Annotated in this window: 15 protein-coding genes; 14 read left to right on the top strand and 1 reads right to left on the bottom strand. The window is 61.0% G+C overall.

What is annotated here, in order from left to right; translation table 11 throughout:
- From carB to DWZ01_RS06950, 4 genes are all read left to right on the top strand, one after another.
- Nucleotides 1-3,315: a carbamoyl-phosphate synthase large subunit gene (carB, locus tag DWZ01_RS06965; protein ID WP_117817449.1), complete on the top strand. Its 3,315-nt coding sequence runs from the start codon at nucleotides 1-3 to the stop codon at nucleotides 3,313-3,315.
- A gap of 362 nt (nucleotides 3,316-3,677) precedes the next feature.
- The gene (gene purE, locus DWZ01_RS06960; protein WP_117848446.1) at nucleotides 3,678-4,142 is read left to right on the top strand and encodes a 5-(carboxyamino)imidazole ribonucleotide mutase; all 465 of its coding nucleotides are present in this window, start codon (nucleotides 3,678-3,680) and stop codon (nucleotides 4,140-4,142) included.
- Between the two features lie 35 nt (nucleotides 4,143-4,177).
- On the top strand, nucleotides 4,178-5,176 hold the full coding sequence (locus DWZ01_RS06955) for a class B sortase (RefSeq protein WP_117848445.1): 999 nt from the start codon (nucleotides 4,178-4,180) through the stop codon (nucleotides 5,174-5,176).
- A 64-nt stretch (nucleotides 5,177-5,240) separates the two neighbouring features.
- Entirely contained in the window at nucleotides 5,241-5,660 is a 420-nt protein-coding gene (locus DWZ01_RS06950) for a molybdenum cofactor biosynthesis protein MoaE (protein WP_117848444.1), read from the top strand.
- Between the two features lie 90 nt (nucleotides 5,661-5,750).
- Here the strand turns inward: DWZ01_RS06950 and DWZ01_RS06945 are convergent, their stop codons facing one another.
- Nucleotides 5,751-6,980 (bottom strand): putative ABC transporter permease, encoded by a 1,230-nt coding sequence (locus tag DWZ01_RS06945; RefSeq protein ID WP_117848443.1) that lies wholly within the window; start codon nucleotides 6,978-6,980, stop codon nucleotides 5,751-5,753.
- 294 nt (nucleotides 6,981-7,274) lie between these two features.
- On the opposite strand from DWZ01_RS06945, the gene DWZ01_RS06940 reads away from it, so the two are divergent.
- The 10 genes from DWZ01_RS06940 (at nucleotide 7,275) to DWZ01_RS06895 (ending at nucleotide 16,727) form a co-directional block, all read left to right on the top strand.
- On the top strand, nucleotides 7,275-8,945 hold the full coding sequence (locus tag DWZ01_RS06940; RefSeq protein ID WP_117848442.1) for an amidophosphoribosyltransferase: 1,671 nt from the start codon (nucleotides 7,275-7,277) through the stop codon (nucleotides 8,943-8,945).
- A gap of 157 nt (nucleotides 8,946-9,102) precedes the next feature.
- Nucleotides 9,103-10,206 carry a phosphoribosylformylglycinamidine cyclo-ligase gene (gene purM, locus DWZ01_RS06935; protein ID WP_117848441.1) on the top strand — a complete coding sequence of 368 codons (1,104 nt, stop codon included), beginning with the start codon at nucleotides 9,103-9,105 and terminating at the stop codon, nucleotides 10,204-10,206.
- A complete protein-coding gene (gene purN, locus DWZ01_RS06930) occupies nucleotides 10,196-10,897 on the top strand; it encodes a phosphoribosylglycinamide formyltransferase (protein WP_117848440.1) in 702 nt (233 codons plus the stop codon). The genes purM and purN overlap by 11 nt, the downstream gene beginning before the upstream one ends.
- Nucleotides 10,898-11,049: 152 nt before the next feature.
- Nucleotides 11,050-11,514: a PTS sugar transporter subunit IIA gene (locus DWZ01_RS06925; protein WP_022094213.1), complete on the top strand. Its 465-nt coding sequence runs from the start codon at nucleotides 11,050-11,052 to the stop codon at nucleotides 11,512-11,514.
- Nucleotides 11,515-11,731: 217 nt separating this feature from the next.
- Nucleotides 11,732-12,952 (top strand): peptidylprolyl isomerase, encoded by a 1,221-nt coding sequence (locus DWZ01_RS06920; RefSeq protein ID WP_117848439.1) that lies wholly within the window; start codon nucleotides 11,732-11,734, stop codon nucleotides 12,950-12,952.
- Between the two features lie 54 nt (nucleotides 12,953-13,006).
- Nucleotides 13,007-13,450, top strand: a complete 444-nt coding sequence (locus DWZ01_RS06915) for a GatB/YqeY domain-containing protein (protein WP_006235801.1) — start codon at nucleotides 13,007-13,009, stop codon at nucleotides 13,448-13,450.
- 247 nt (nucleotides 13,451-13,697) lie between these two features.
- A complete protein-coding gene (locus DWZ01_RS06910; RefSeq protein ID WP_022094215.1) occupies nucleotides 13,698-14,429 on the top strand; it encodes an amino acid ABC transporter ATP-binding protein in 732 nt (243 codons plus the stop codon).
- A gap of 14 nt (nucleotides 14,430-14,443) precedes the next feature.
- On the top strand, nucleotides 14,444-15,313 hold the full coding sequence (locus DWZ01_RS06905; RefSeq protein WP_233506190.1) for a transporter substrate-binding domain-containing protein: 870 nt from the start codon (nucleotides 14,444-14,446) through the stop codon (nucleotides 15,311-15,313).
- Between the two features lie 25 nt (nucleotides 15,314-15,338).
- Nucleotides 15,339-16,085 carry an amino acid ABC transporter permease gene (locus DWZ01_RS06900; protein WP_035136546.1) on the top strand — a complete coding sequence of 249 codons (747 nt, stop codon included), beginning with the start codon at nucleotides 15,339-15,341 and terminating at the stop codon, nucleotides 16,083-16,085.
- 3 nt (nucleotides 16,086-16,088) lie between these two features.
- Nucleotides 16,089-16,727 (top strand): amino acid ABC transporter permease, encoded by a 639-nt coding sequence (locus DWZ01_RS06895; RefSeq protein ID WP_055285379.1) that lies wholly within the window; start codon nucleotides 16,089-16,091, stop codon nucleotides 16,725-16,727.
- Nucleotide 16,728: the final 1 nt, after the last annotated feature.

Here is a 16,728-nt window from a genome sequence, read left to right as displayed (position 1 = left end):
ATGCCGAAACGTACTGACATCAAGCGTATCCTCGTCATTGGTTCGGGCCCCATCGTCATCGGCCAGGCCTGTGAGTTCGACTACTCCGGCGCCCAGGCCTGCAAGGTGCTCAAGGAGGATGGCTTTGAGGTCATCCTGGTCAACTCCAACCCGGCGACCATCATGACCGACCCGGGCTTGGCCGACCGCACCTATGTCGAGCCCATCACTGCCGAATTTATCGAGCGCGTAATCAAGAAAGAGCGCCCGGACGCGCTGCTGCCCACGCTGGGCGGCCAGACCGGTCTGAACGCCGCCGTCGAACTGGCAAAGGACGGCACGCTCGACAAGTACGGCGTCGAGATGATCGGCTGCGACCTGGCCGCTATCGAGCGCGGCGAGGACCGCAAGCTCTTTAACGAGGCCATGGCCGAGATCGGCCTGGAGGTCGCGCGCTCGGGCTATGCCTACAGCGTGGCAGACGCCGAGGCCATCGCCGAGCGCGTGGGATATCCTTGCGTACTGCGTCCGAGCTTTACCCTCGGCGGCGCCGGCGGCGGCATCGCTCACACCCACGAGGAGCTCGTCTCCATCGTGAGCCAGGGCCTGGAACTCTCGCCCGCCCACGAGGTGCTGGTCGAGGAGTCCATCGAGGGTTGGAAAGAGTACGAGATGGAGGTTATGCGTGACCACGCCGGCAACGGCATCATCGTGTGCTCCATCGAGAACCTCGACCCCATGGGCGTGCACACCGGCGACTCCATCACTGTGGCGCCGGCGCAGACGCTCTCCGACCTTGAGTATCAGCGCATGCGTGTCGCGTCGCTCGCCATCTTGGAGAAGATTGGCGTCGAGACCGGCGGCTCCAACGTGCAGTTTGCCGTGAACCCCCAGACCGGTCGCTTGATCGTCATCGAGATGAACCCGCGCGTGAGCCGTTCGTCCGCGCTGGCCTCCAAGGCCACGGGTTTCCCCATCGCTAAGGCCGCCGCGCGCCTGGCTGTGGGCTACACGCTCGACGAGATCGTCAACGACATTACCAAGGCAACGCCTGCCTGCTTTGAGCCCACGATTGACTACTGCGTTGTCAAGGTGCCGCGCTTTGCCTTCGAGAAGTTCAAGGGTACCGACCCCACGCTCACCACGCGCATGAAGGCAGTGGGCGAGATTATGGCGATTGGCCGCACCTTTGAGGAGGCCTTCGGCAAAGCCATGCGCTCGCTGGAGGACGGTCACCAGGGTATCTGCGCCGGTGGCAAGGAGGGTGCCGACAAGCTGAGCGACGACGAGCTCGCCCAGGCCGTGGGCACCCCGACCGAGCACCGCATCTTCTTTGTGGTCGAGGCCCTGCGCCGTGGCTGGGACATCACCCGCATCCATGCCATCTGCGGCATCGATCCGTGGTACCTCAACCGTATCAACGACATGGTGCAGGTCCAGGAAAGCATCCGCGGCCTGCGTGTGGAGGATATCGACGCCGACGCGATGCGCTTGCTCAAGCAGTACGGCACGAGCGACGCCGAGATCGCCGCGCTGACCGGCTCGGACGAGCGCTTTGTGCGCGCCTATCGCAAGGGCCTTGGCGTGGTTCCCAGCATGAAGACGGTCGATACCTGCGCTGCGGAGTTCTCGAGCGCCACGGAGTACCACTACAAGACGTACGAGAACATCTACCGCACGAGTCCGGATGCCAAGAAGTGCGTGGCTCCCGACGAGACCACGCCGGCGGACAAGCCCAAGGCGATGATCCTGGGCGCCGGCCCCAACCGTATCGGCCAGGGTATCGAGTTCGACTACTGCTGTGTGCATGCGAGCTATGCGCTGGCGGCCCGCGGATTTGAGACCATCATGGTCAACTGCAATCCCGAGACCGTCTCGACCGACTACGACACGTCCGACCGCCTTTACTTTGAGCCGCTTACCTACGAGGACGTCATGGACGTTATCGATGTTGAGCGCCCCGACGGCGTCGTGGTGACGCTTGGCGGCCAGACCCCGCTTAAGCTGGCGCGCATGCTCGAGGAGAGTGGCGTCAACATCATGGGCACCAAGCCCGATGCCATCGACTTTGCCGAGGACCGCGAGCGCTTTGCCGCCCTGCTCGACAAGCTGGGCATCATGTACCCGCCGGCGGGTCAGGCCACCTCGTTTGAGGAGGCCGAGGCCGTCGCCGCGCACATTGGCTACCCGCTGCTGGTACGTCCGAGCTACGTGCTGGGCGGCCGCGGCATGATGATCGCCTACGATGCCGAGCACCTGCGCGATTACATGGCCGAGGCTGCGCGCATTAGCCCCGACTACCCGGTGTATCTGGACCGCTTCTTGGAGGGCGCGATCGAGTCCGATGTCGACGCCCTGTGCGATGGCGAAGAGGTCTATATCGGCGGTATCCTGGAGCATATCGAGGAGGCCGGTATTCACTCCGGCGACTCTGCGACCTGCATCCCGCCGTTCAGCTTTAGCGAGAGCCTGCAGGCAAAGCTTCGCGAGACCACGCGCCGCATCGCGATGGCGCTGGGCGTACGCGGCCTGGTTAACGTGCAGTACGCCATCAAGGGCGAGACCGTTTACGTGATCGAGGCCAACCCGCGTGCCAGCCGCACCGTGCCGTTTATCTCCAAGGCCACCGGCGTGCCGCTGGCCAAGTGTGCGGCGCGTATCATGGCGGGCGATTCCATCGCCAGCCTGGGCCTGCCGAGCGACGAGCGTCAGCTCGATTGGTTCTGCATGAAGGAAGCCGTTATGCCCTGGGGTCGTTTCCCGGGCGCCGACGTTATCCTGGGTCCCGAGATGAAGTCGACGGGCGAGGTCATGGGTATCGCCAAGAGCTATCCCGAGGCATACGCCAAGACGCAGCTGGCGATCGACTACAAGCTGCCCGACCCGAGCGCCGGCAAGGTGTTCATTAGCGTGTGCGATCGCGACAAGCGCCACATCCTTTCGGTCGCGCGTATCCTGCGCTACCTGGGCTTTGACATCTGCTCCACCGAGGGTACGGCGCGCGTGCTGCGTGGCGGCAACGTGACGTGCGAGGTCGTGGAGAAGATTAGCGGCCCGCATGACGGCGAGCGCCCCAACATCGGCGACCTCATCGCCGATGGCAAGATTGCGGTGATCGTCAACACGCCGTACGGCCCAGGTTCGCGTGGCGACGGCTATCTGTTGCGTACCGAGGCAGTGCGCCGCGGCGTGACCTGCGTGACGGCGATGTCTGCCGCCAACACGCACGTGAGCGCCATCGAGGCGGTGCGTGAGGACCAGCAGGGTCACGGCAGCGCCAACGACATGGGCATGGACGTCATCGCCCTGCAGGACCTGCCGCAGTACACGGTGTAGTGCGACCCCTCCGTCCCGGCCTTCGGTGACTCGGGTGCACCGTGTGCTGTGGAAGGGGCTTTGCGCGATGACTAGGGCTGAATAAAAAGTGAGTGTGGGATACGCCGTTCGTTCGAACGGCGTATCCCACGTTAATATTTCAGCCAACGTACGTCATGGCAATTCCCGGTAGGTCGCAGGGCGCTTCGCGGGCGGGCCAGGCTTTATCTGAACGACTTTGCGAAGCAACCGGAGTGAAGATAAAGCCTGGCCCGCCCGCGAAGCGCCACAAAGACCGCAGGGACGGGAGCAGCTATACTACTCTCAGTAGTTAAGGGTCGCGGATCCGCCGCGTCACCGCTCTCAACAGGAGGTCTTTGTTTATGGCAGATCAGAAGCCGGTTGTCGGGATCATTATGGGCTCCAAGTCCGATCTGGGCGTTATGGAAGGCTGCACCGCCGAGCTCGAGGAGCTCGGTGTGCCCTATGAGCTCGTCATTGCGAGCGCACATCGCACGCCGGCGAAGGTCCACGAGTGGGCTTCGACTGCCGCCGATCGCGGTATCAAAGTGATTATCGCCGCCGCCGGCAAGGCCGCTCACCTGGGTGGTGTCGTGGCTGCCTTTACGCCGCTGCCGGTCATCGGTGTGCCTATGAAGACGAGTGACCTGGGCGGCATGGATTCGCTGCTGTCGATGGTGCAGATGCCTTCGGGCGTGCCCGTGGCCTGCGTTGCCATCAACGGCGCCAAGAACGCCGCCATCTACGCCACGCAGATTCTGGGCGCATGCGACCCCGAGTACCGCAAGGTTATCGAGAAGATGAAGCAGGAGATGGCCGACGCCTAGACGTTCCGCCGTTTCGCCGCAGTATAAGGAGAGCCATGTCCGACTATCAGGGAAAACGATTCAAGGCTTCTCAGATTCCCGATCCGTCGAAGCCGGGTGCTGCCCATGCGGCGCAGCAGGGTCGGACATCCTCTCCTCAGCAGTCGCGCGCGCCGCGTTCTGTAACGCCGACGTCCCATCGCCGTCAGGATACGCCGGCTGCGTATCGCCCTTCGTCTTATAGCACCGCTAAGAAGCCGCCCCGGTCTTCATCGCATGCCGCGCCGTCGGATTACACCGAACCGCCGCGCAAAAAGCGCCGCTCCATTATTCCTATTCTGCTCATTATCGTGGGCATCGGTCTGATTGTTGCCGCCGCTGCCATCTTTATCAATGCTCAGATTGGCTATAAGCAGGCGAGCGATTCGTATCAGAAAATCGAGAAGCAATATATAAGCGACAAGGACGCCAGCGGCGTGCCGATTATCGACTTTGATGCACTTGCCCAGACGAATCCCGAGGTTGTGGGTTGGATTTACGCGCCCGGCACCAACATCAACTATCCCGTCGTGCAGACCAACAACAACTCCAAATACCTCAACACGCTGTTCGACGGTACGGCCAATGCATCTGGGGCCATTTTCCTGGATAGCGATGACACCGCGCCGGGAATGGTTGACCAGCAGACCACGATCTACGGCCACCATATGAACGATGGGTCGATGTTCAACGTGATTTCGGATACGACTGACCAGGCAACGTTCGATAGCATTGAATATGTGTACTACATCACACGGGATGCTACGTATAAGCTGCGTCCGCTGGCGACCAAGGTCGTTGAGGATACGTACTCCAAGGCGCGCACGCCCAATTTTGAGGGCGACGACGGGCTCAAGAACTACCTGTCCGAGATGCTCGACGGTGCCTCTGCCGTGGCGAGCGATGCCACTGATCGTGCTGCTTCGGCAACCAAGGTCGTAACGCTTGTGACCTGTCGTTCGTTATCGCTGAGCAACACGCGTGCCGTCATGGTGCTCACGCCGGTCGAGGAATAAGTTGTTCGAGAGTAGCTAAAAAAGCCCCGTTCCAAATTGGCTACTCGACGACGGTAAGGGAGAAATGATGCTCGAGAATGGCAAAACGATGCCTTCGATTGATGCTTGGCTGCGCGAGGCCAAGGCCGATTCGTCGGCACCTGCGTGCGGTATGTATCTGACACATAACGGTGTGGTGCGCGCGACGCCCAAGGCCGAGGCGCGCGGTGTCGAGACCGATGGCGTGGCGCCGGGCCACAAGGTGGGCAGCATGGTGTTCGGCTACGACGCCAGCAAGGTACAGGCCGCCATCGAGGCGACGCGCGCGATGCCGGGTATCGGCTATGTGCGCGTGTGGCTGGCAAGCGGCGAGCTTGCCGTAGGTGACGACATCATGCTCGTGCTCATCGGCGGGGACATTCGCCCGCACGTGGTCGATGCGCTGCAGGCGCTCGTTGGCACCATCAAGAATGAATGCGTGAGTGAGGTCGAGCGCGAGGCGTAGAGGCTTGCGTCGATAGAAGGCTCGTTTATAAAAATGCCCGCCGGTACGTGTGATACCGGCGGGCATTTTGCGTTTTGGGCGCGGTGGGCGCTACACGCGCGTCGCATCCTTGGGGCTCATGGTCATGCTCTGGAAGCGGTTTTCCATAAAGTCATTATCGAAGTACTTGCCGTAGAACTGCGCAACGGGAATATCCGGTTCCGTGCCGTTGACGCGCTGATACCAATAATCGAGCGACTGCAGCGTCATAACGCCATCGACCAGCATAATGATGGTGAAGATGACGGTAGCCGAGTAGCGGCTCTTCCACGGAATCATGTTGATGAGCTTGAGCAGCCTCGGCAGCAGCAGCTTGATCCAGATGAGGCCACCCAGGCCCCACAGACAGGCGAAGCCCGTGCAGGTGCGTCCGCCCGTGAGGACCACGAGCGGGTCGGGCATACCGAACAGCGTTATGTGCGAGTAGCTCCACGAGACCACGCCAAACGCGGTCTGCATAAACCAGCCCACGAACACCTCAAAGCTGGCGCCGAGCAGGGCGCTCACCAGGAAAATGATGATGGGGTTCTTTTTATAGAAGCGGTTGAGCACCATGGTCATGAGCACGGCACCAAAGCCGTAGATGGGGCTGAAGGGGCCAAACAGCATACCGGCGCGGTCCTGGTAGACACCCGGATCGTTGACGGTCATATGCCAGATATCCTCCAGGACCAGGCCGAGCACGCAGCAGACAAAGAATACCCAGAACAGGTTGAAGTAGTTGAGCTTGATGTAGCCCTCGCCGGTTTCATCGCGCCCGAGCATGCCCTCGGCGGCGGCGTCGCGGTCGAGCATCTCCTGCAGGCGGCGCTGCAGCTCGCGCTCCTGGCGCAGCGTGGGGTCGACGGTGGCCGAAAGTGCGACGAGGATGCCGAGCTGGATGGCAGGGCGCAGCAAGAAGGGCCCGATGCCCTGGAGCATCACGTCAACCAAAAGCTCGACGACGGTAAACGCGATAAGGATATAGGACAGACGGGCGGCATTGCGGCGCTGGTTCTTGATGAGGTCAAGGCCAAAGATGATCAAGATGACGGCACTGGCAGCCGAGAGCATGATGCCGGCGACAATCAGTCCGACCGCGACGAGCGTGTTATCGCCGAGCTTGGCGGCGGCGTTGCCGTTGATGAGCGCGGTGATGACCTGCCACATAAAGGCGCCGACCGACGGGAGCGTGCCCACGCCGGACAGGATGCACAGGACGGCGTATACCTTAATGATGAGGGGGATCTTCTTGACCTCCGTGGCGCTGGGGACGCTGGGGTCGAGTTCGTTTCGATCCATACATAACCTTTCTCGTTTTGCTGTAGGTACAAGGATACGCCGCCGACCTGCCAAAAGACAGGACGAACGTCCCAATTGCAACAATGCAAGCCCCAACGGCGGGCAAGACGCGTCGCAACGGAAGTATGCGGGATCGTCGGCCCCGAGGCGCCTGCCCAATAAAATGTTTGGCTGCAAAACGGATTATAAGCTCGGTGGGCTTTTAAAAAGCGCTGTTCATGCGCGGGAGTGCTTGTCTTGCCGTGCGTATAATAGGGCAGGTAACGCCAAATAACGAGGCTCTGAGGGGATGCCATGTCTCAAGAAACCATCCGCGCGGCCGAGCGTGCCGCGGGACAGGTGAAGACCATGTCGACGTATGATCCGGACTCCGACCAGCTGCATGAGGAATGCGGCATTTTTGGTGTGTGGGCACCCGATCGCGATGTGGCTCGACTGACGTACTTTGGTCTGCGCGCGCTGCAGCATCGCGGCCAGGAATCGGCGGGAATCGCCGTGGGTGATGGCGGCACGGTTATGGTTCGCAAAGACCTGGGACTGCTCGATCGCGTGTTCTCCAACGCCGACCTGTCGACGCTCTCCGGCCAGCTGGCCGTGGGCCACGTGCGCTATGGCACTGCCGGTGCCAAGAGCTGGGAAGCCTCGCAGCCGCATCTTTCTACCATCAACAGCGTCATTATCGCGCTTGCTCACAACGGCACTCTGGTTAACACCGACGAGCTGCGCCGCCAGCTGATCGAGCTGGGCGTGCCGTTCCTCTCCAATTCGGATTCCGAGGTCGCGACTAAGCTTATCGGCTACTTTACTCAGCGTACAGGCCATCTGCGCGAGGGCATTCGCAAGACCATGGAGCTCGTGCGCGGCGGCTACGCCATGACGCTCATCAACGAGCAGGCACTCTACGCATTCCGAGATCCGCACGGCATTCGCCCGCTCGTGCTGGGCAAGCTGGTGGACGAGGGCCTGGACCAGGCCGATGCCGCATCCGTTTCGCAGCTGCCGTCGCAGGACGGCGCCGCGACGGTCGACTCCGCCGTCCGTGTCACGCGCGCCGGCGGCTGGGTCGTTGCTTCCGAGACCTGCGCACTCGACATCGTGGGTGCCGAGTACGTCCGTGACGTCCGTCCCGGCGAGATCTTGCGCATCAGCGCCGAGGGTCTGGTATCCGAGCAGGGCGTGCCTGCAGCCGAAGAGCCCGCAAACTGCATCTTTGAGCAGGTCTACTTTGCCCGCCCCGACTCCATCATGAACGGCAAGAGCGTCTATGCCTGCCGTTACGACATGGGTCGCCAGCTGGCACACGAGGAGCCCGTCGAGGCCGATCTGGTCATCGGCGTGCCCGACTCCGGCCTGCCGCCCGCGGAGGGGTATTCGCACGAGAGCGGTATTCCCTTTGGCGAGGGTCTTATCAAGAACCGCTACGTGGGCCGTACGTTTATCGAGCCCACGCAGGAGCTGCGCGCCATGGGCGTGCGTATGAAACTCAACCCGCTGCGCGACAACATCGAGGGCAAGCGCCTGGTCGTCATCGACGACTCCATCGTGCGCGGCACCACCATGGTGCAGCTCGTCAAGATGCTGCGCAACGCTGGCGCCAAGGAGATTCATATCCGCATCAACTCGCCCGAGGTCATCTGGCCGTGCTTCTACGGCATCGATACCGACGTGCAGTCGCAGCTTATCAGCGCCAACAAGACGGTCGACGAGATTTGCGAGTATATCGGCGCCGATTCGCTGGCCTTCCTTTCGGTCGAGGGCCTGCTTAAGGTCATGCCCAAGGGCGGTTACTGCGATGCGTGCTTTACCGGCCGCTACCCCGTGGCGATTCCCGAGAGCTTTGGCCGCGACAAGTTCATGGAGGGCTTTAAGCCCCGCAACCTGGACAAGCCGCTGCACGTTGATGACGACGCCGTGGTCGAGAAATACGACGATCGCAGCTGGGAAGAGGAACACGGCGAGGCCTAAAACCTGCCATGTAGGGACAGGTTTATTTTGGTAGGTTTTACCTGCTGTTTTGTTGATATGACGGCGCGCGTTGTTATGGCGCGCGCCGAAATGAACGCAACTATGAGCACCGTTTGGCGCCCGCGCGGCGCCACGGTAGTGGGAGAGGAAGGCTCAGATGAGCGACAGCAAGCATGTGACGTATGAGGATGCCGGCGTCGATACCGCCGAGGGCGGCCGCGCCGTTGACGCTATTAAGCAGATGGTTAAGGACACCAACCGTCCCGAGGTCATCGGCGGTATCGGTGGCTTTGGTGGCTTATTCTCGGCCGCCGCGCTTAAGGATATGGAAGACCCGATTCTGATTAGCGGTACCGACGGCGTGGGCACCAAGCTCGTGCTTGCCCAGATCATGGACCGTCACGAGACGGTGGGCCAGGACCTGGTCGCTATGTGCGTCAACGACATTTTGGCTTCGGGCGCCGAGCCGCTGTTCTTCCTGGACTATGTTGCCATCGGTCACATCGAGGCCGGGCACATGGCAAAGATCATCAAGGGCGTGGCCGATGGCTGTAAGCTCGCGGGCTGCGCGCTCGTGGGCGGTGAGATGGCCGAGCACCCCGGCGTCATGGCTCCGGCCGACTACGACCTTGCCGGCTTTACCGTGGGCGTCGTCGACCGTCCCAAGATGCTCGACCCCGCAAACGTCCGCCCGGGCGATGTGATCCTGGGCCTGCCTTCCACCGGCGTGCACTCCAACGGCTACTCGCTCGTGCGCAAGGTCATCGGCGTCGACGGCATTAAGCCGGGCACGCCCGAGGCCGCCGCTAAGGCGGAGGAGCTGAGCCGTCCGCTCGAGGAGCTCGGCGGTGCTTCGCTGGCAGACGCCCTGTTGGCCCCCACGCGCATCTATGTCAAGCCGATTCTGGAGCTGCTGCGCGGTGGCGCTCCGGTGCACGCCATCGCCCACATCACCGGCGGCGGCATCACCGAGAACCTCAACCGCGCGCTTGCCGACGACGTTGACGCCGTGGTCACCCGTAACGGCGCCGAGATGGGTTGGGACGTTCCGCCCGTCATCACCTACGTCTCGCGCCAGGCCGAGCTCGCGCCCAATGAGGCATGCAAGACCTTCAACATGGGCGTTGGCCTGTGCCTGATCGTCGCCCCCGAGGACGAGGCCGCGGTGACCGAGGCTCTGGTCGCGCTGGGCGAGAAGCCGTTCCGCGTGGGCGAGTGCGTCGAGGGTTCCGGTAAGGTCGTGTACTCCGATGAGCGCTAACGAGCAGATGACTGCTGCCGCGAGCCTGGGCTTTGTGCCCTACACCCGTCCGACCGGCACCGATACGGCCGAGCCGCTCAAGATCGGTGTGCTCATCAGCGGTTCGGGTACCAACCTGCAGGCGCTGATCGACCTGATCGCCGCCGGCAAGCTCAACGCTTCGATTGAGCTTGTGGTGTCGAGCCGTCCTTCGGCTAAGGGTTTGCAGCGCGCTGAGCGCGCGGGCATCCAGACGCTCACGCTGTCCAAGGATGTCTATGCCGACCCCATCGCCGCCGACGAGATCATTGCGCACGAGCTGCTCGAGCGCGGTTGCGAGTATGTGGTCATGGCCGGCTACATGCGCATGGTGCACACGCCGCTGCTGGCGGCATTCCCCAATCGCGTGGTCAATCTGCATCCCGCGCTGCTGCCGAGCTTTACCGGCGCGCATGCGATCGACGATGCCTTTGCGCGCGGCGTCAAGGTAACTGGCGTGACCGTGCATTTTGCCAACGAGATCTACGACAACGGCCCCATCATCGCCCAGCGCGCGCTGGCTGTTGAGGAGGGCTGGGACGTCGATACGCTCGAGGAGCACATCCACGCGATTGAGCACGTGCTGTATCCCGAGGTCGTGCAGATGCTCGCCGACGGTCGCGTCCACGTGCTGGAGAGCGGCAAGGTCGCAATTGACGCGCCTCGCGGCTAGCGGCGCACAGTACAATTTAGCCGAGTAGTCAGGGTGGTCATTGGCGCCAAGGCGCGCGTGGCCACCTTTTGTTTTGGGTAGTCATCGGGAACGGTCTTTAACGACTGGTCATTCAAGAACGTCGCAGGTGACTAGATGAGAGAGGTGAGCGCATGGCGGATAACGAAGCACTGTTTACGCCTGAGCTGGTGTTTTTTGATTGGGAGTGTGCGACGCCGGATGAGGTGTTCGCGCGGCTTGAGGGCGAGCTTGCACCACGTGGCTACATTGCATCCGGTTGGCTCGACGCCGTTCGCACGCGCGAGGATGCCTATCCCACGGGTCTTGCCATGCCGGCGGCAAACATTGCCATTCCGCATACCGATCCGGGGTTTGTGGCCAAGCCCTATATCGCGGTGGTGAAGCCCGCCGCGCCCGTGACATTCAACGCTATGGCTGGCATGGGCGCTCCGGTGCCGGCGCAGATCGTCATCAATCTGGGCATCGCCGAGCCGGGCGGCCAGGTCGAGGCCCTGCAGGCGCTCATGAACATCTTTATGGACGCCGATGCCGCAGCCGACGTGCTCGGCCAGACCACGTCCCAGGGTATGGTCGACGCCATCCGCCGTCACTTCTAAGGTGGGGCTGAGTCGGCACTTGGGGACGTTCCTTTTCTGCCGGCAGTAAGGGACGGTCCCCAAGTGCCGGCATATAAAGAACGTCCCCAAGTGCCACATCTGTCCCCTTTGCACCAAAATGGTGCAGATTAACCTGCCCCCAATGCACCAAGCGTGCCGCGGGGGCCGCGTTGTGACACAATGGCGTTTGTTCGATTCGTTATGCGAAAGGCCAACTATGGCAAATAAGAAAAAGAACCCTGCGCCCGAGCCGACGCCCGAGCAGCAGGCTTGCGCTGCCTCCAGCTCTCGCAAGAAGCAGCGCAAGACGTACGTGTCTAAGACCGTCAAGATCGTCCTGGTGGTCATCGGCGTGCTGGCGATGCTGCTTTCCGTCTCGGCGATGGCGTGCTCCGGCCTTATGTCGCAGGCCGAGGACGCCTCGGGCTACAAGCTGACCGGCGGTGTTGCTGCAACTATCAACGGCACCAACCTCACCGAGGACACCGTGACCAAGCAGATCATGAGCATGCGCACGTCCTACGGCTACACCAAGGATAAGGATTGGGCGCAGTATCTGGTTGACAACGACCTCACGCCCAAGAAGTACCGCAAGCAACTCATCGACTCCTACACGCAGCAGATTCTGCTTCAACAGGCACAGAAGGAGAACGGCGTGACGGTGTCTGACGAGGAGGTCGAGAAGGCTTGGAAGGACGCGTGCAAGAGCGCGGGCGGCGCCAAGGCCTTTAAGAAGACCCTCAAGACCTACGGCTATACCGAGGACACCTACAAGGACTCACTCAAGGAGAGTCTGGCGCAGCAGAAACTCAAGGATGCCGTCGCGCCCACGAGCAAGCCCAAGGACAGCGAGATTGTCGATTACATCAACGAAAACCTGTCCAGCTACAACGACGCCCGCCGCTCGTCGAACATCCTGATCAAGGTTGATTCTGACGCTTCCGACGAGGACAAGGCTGCCGCCAAGGTCAAGGCGCAGGAGTGCCTGGACAAGATCAACTCCGGTGAGCTGAGCTTTGAGGACGCCGTTGAGCAGTACTCCGAGGACACCGGTTCCAAGGAGAAGAAGGGCGATGTGGGCTGGGATAAGCTCACCACTTTCGTCGACAGCTACCAGACGGCGCTCGAGGGACTCAACAAGGGCGACGTGAGCGAAGTCGTCGAGTCGACCTATGGCTACCACATCATCAAGTGCACCGACTACTTCCATGTCGATAATCAGGTTGATGACATCAACCAGGTGCCCAAGGACATCAAAAAGTACGTCTCCAACGTGGTGAAGACGCAAGCGGCCAGCACCGCGTACAGCGAGTGGCTGGAGCAGTACAAGAAGGATGCCGACATCACCGTCAACCCCATGCCCAAGGACGTACCCTATAACGTGAGTCTGAAGGGTGTCACCAAGAGTTCGACCGACGATTCGTCGAAGACTGAGTAACCATGGGGCGGTGCTCGCGTGAGTGCCGCCCACGCTATTAGAGAGGATTTGCAGATGACCAACGAAGAGCTGCAGAAAGAAATGATCGCGGCCATGAAGGCCAAGGACAAGGTTCGCCTGTCCATCATTCGCCAGGTCAAGGCCGAGGTGAAGAATATCGAGGTTAACGAGCGCCGCGATGTGACCGAGGAAGACGTCAACAGCATGATCAAGCGTCTGATCAAGCAGACGAGCGAGACGCTGGAGATGTCCATCAAGGCCGGCACCGACCAGGAGCGTACCGACAACCTGACCGAGCAGGTCAAGATTCTGGAGAGCCTGCTGCCCGCGCAGGTTTCGGGCGAGGAGCTCGAGGCCCTGATCGAGCAGGTCATCGCCGAGCTGGGCGCTACTTCCAAGAAGCAGATGGGCCAGGTCATGGGAGCACTCGGCAAGGCCACCGGCGGCAACTTCGATAAGCCTGCCGCGGCAAAGATCGTCGGAGCAAAGCTGGCTTAAGGGCCGAGCGGTACATAGTTGATGTTAAGGGGACGTGACCATTGCGGTCGCGCCCCTTTTTGCTGGGCTGGGCAATCATTGGGGACGGGCTTAAATGAGTGCCCAATGAGCGGGTACTCATTTAAGCCCGTCCCCAATGAGTGGGTTAAAGGTTGCGGGTTCTTTACGGGAATGTAGTGTGGGCTGCGGAAACGCGGTTCTTTCCGTACAATAGTTCAACTCGTGTAAACGCAGGGAAGGGACATTCATGGCAGACATGATCGAGATCAAGCATCTCAACAAGTACTTTGGCGACCTGCATGTGCTCAAAGATATCAATCTCACCGTCAAGCGCGGCGAGAAGCTCGTAATGATCGGGCCTTCCGGTTCGGGTAAGTCGACGCTCATCCGTTGCGTCGATTATCTGGAGGAGCCCACGTCGGGCGAGGTCGTCATCGACGGTACGCCGCTCACCAAAAAGAATCACCTGGAGATGGCTCGCAAGTATAGCTCTATGGTGTTTCAGCAGTTCAACCTGTATCCCAACATGACGGTGCTGGGCAACCTGACGCTCGCGCCCATCAAACTGCAAAAGAAGAGCAAGGAGGAGGCGACCGAGATCGCCATCGCTGCGCTCAAGCGCGTCGGCATGGCGCATAAGGCCGGCGAGTATCCGCAGAATCTCTCGGGTGGTCAGCAGCAGCGCATCGCCATCGCCCGTGCCCTGTGCACCAAGCAGCCCATCATCCTGTTTGACGAACCGACCTCGGCACTCGACCCCGAGATGGTCCAGGAGGTTCTGGACGTTATGATCGAGCTTGCGCAGGAAGATATCACCATGATCTGCGTGACGCACGAGATGGGCTTTGCACGCCAGGTGGCCGACCGCGTCATCTTTATGGAGGACGGCCGCATTTTGGAGGAGGGCACGCCCGAGCACTTCTTCGATAACCCCGAGAACCCGCGCTGCCGCGAGTTCCTGTCCAAGATTCTGCACTAGGCGCGGTGATGGACATGACGGATATGACGAGGGCGGCCGTGTCGCGCCGTCACTTTTTGCAGCTGGCGGGCGCCGGCATGCTCGCGTTGACGGGGACCGCGCTTACCGGTTGTGGCAACTCCACCAGTGGCGAGGGCTCCGACAAGGGGTCCAAGCTTGCGGCCATTAAGTCGCGTGGCCATCTGAATGCCGGCGTTAAGAAGGATGTTCCCGGCTACGGCTATTACGACACCGCCAAGGGCCGCTTTGAGGGCATGGAAGTCGATTTGTGCTACCAGATCGCCGCTGCCGTCTTCGGCGTGAGCTACAAGGAGGCCCGCGCCCAGGAGCTTGTCGAGTTTACCGACGTAACGCCCAAGACGCGCGGCCCACTGATCGATAACGGCCAGCTCGACGTGGTCGCGGCGACCTACACCATCACCGACGAGCGCAAGAAGAGCTGGGATTTTTCGACGCCGTACCGCACCGACTACGTGGGACTCATGGTCAAGAAACGTTCGGGCTTTACCTCGATTGAGGACCTGGACGGCAAGGTTATTGGCGTGAGCCAGGGTGCCACCACGCAGGGCCTGATCGAGCAGATGATCAAGGACAACGGCTTTAGCTGCAAGCCCGAGTTTAGGGCCTTTAGCGGCTATCCCATCATCAAGAGTTCGCTCGACGCCGGCAATATCGACGTCTTTGCCATGGACCGCTCCACGCTGGCCGGTTACATGAACGAGACCGTTGAGCTGCTGCAGCCCGAGGTCAAGTTTGGCGAGCAGGGCTACGGCGTGGCGACCAAGAAGGGCTGCGACCTTTCGGCTGTGGTCGATCAGGTAGTTTGCGATCGCCTGGCCGATGGCTGGCTCGACCAAGAGGTCAAGACCTGGGGTCTTGTATAGGCGCATCGTCCAAGGAAGGAATCAAATGCTCGAAGGATTGTTTGACGCCGACCGCTGGTCGACGACATTTCAAAACATGGGGCCCTTCTGGGAGGGCTTTGGCGTGACGCTGCAGGTGGTCGTTGCCGGCCTGCTGCTATCGCTGGTGCTGGGCACGCTGCTGGGCGTGTTCTCTACCACTCGCTCGCGCGTGCTGCGCGCCATAAGCCGTGTGTATGTGGAGTTTTACCAGAACACCCCGTTGCCCGTGCAGGTGCTCTTTATGTACATGGCTGGTCCGCAGTTTTTGCAGGCCATAACCGGTGCCGACCAGCCGGTGCGCATCGCGCCGTTCGTGCTGGGCTTCTTGGGTGTGGGCCTGTATCACGCGGCCTACATTTCGGAGGTCATCCGCACTGGTATCGAGGCGGTTCCGCGCGGTCAGATGGAGGCGGCCCAGAGCCAGGGCTTCACCCGTGCGCAGGCGTACTGGTACATCGTGCTGCCCCAGACATTCAAGATTATTCTGCCGCCGCTGTGTAACCAGGCGCTCAACCTGGTCAAGAACACGTCGGTGCTGGCGCTTGTGGCCGGCGGCGACCTTATGTACCGTTCCGACAACTTTGTGAGTCTGTACGGTTACCTGCAGGGATACATCGTCTGCTGCCTTATGTACTTCATCATCTGCTTTCCGCTCGCCATGCTGGTGCAGTGGCTCGAGCGCCGCTCCAAGGAGCGTCCGCGCGGCGTGAGCCTGGCCGAGCTGGGACTCGACAACGTAGAGGAGGCCTAGCGCATGGAAATCTTCAACGCGACCAACCTGCTCTACATTTGGGGCGGCTTTGTTAAGACGATCGAGATCTCGGCGCTGTCGATCTTTTTCTCGCTCATCTTTGGCACGGTGCTGGCGCTCGTTAAAAGCTATGCGCCCCGCCCGTTCCGTATTTTGGTGAGCGCCTATATCGAGCTGTTCCGCTGTACGCCAAACCTGCTGTGGATTCTGTTTATCTACTTTACGGTGCAGGGTTTGGACATTGTGATTTCGACCATCGCCTTTACGCTGTTTACCAGCGCTGTTATGGCCGAGATTGTGCGTGGCGGCCTCAACTCGATTCCGCGCGGCCAGTTTGAGGCGGCGCAGAGCCAGGGCTTCGGCTTCTTTGCCACCATGCGCTATATCATTCTGCCGCAGACGTTTAAGACGATCATTCCGGCGCTGTTTAGCCAGTGCACGACCGTCATTAAGGACAGCTCGTATCTTTCGGGCATTAACGTGGCCGAGCTCATGTACACGGCAAACGTTGTGATGGCTCACGCGATCGACCTGTCGCAGGTGCTTATGCTCTACGGCCTGGTGTTTGCGATGTACTTTGTGCTCAACTTTGGTATCTCGTTGCTGGTCCGAGCATATCAACGCCGTATTGTGGCAGCGTAGT

This window comes from Collinsella sp. AF28-5AC, from assembly GCF_003457875.1.
Taxonomy (GTDB): Bacteria; Actinomycetota; Coriobacteriia; order Coriobacteriales; family Coriobacteriaceae; genus Collinsella.
The sequence above is the reverse complement of the archived record's forward strand: the minus strand, read 5'-3'. Positions and strand labels throughout refer to the sequence as shown.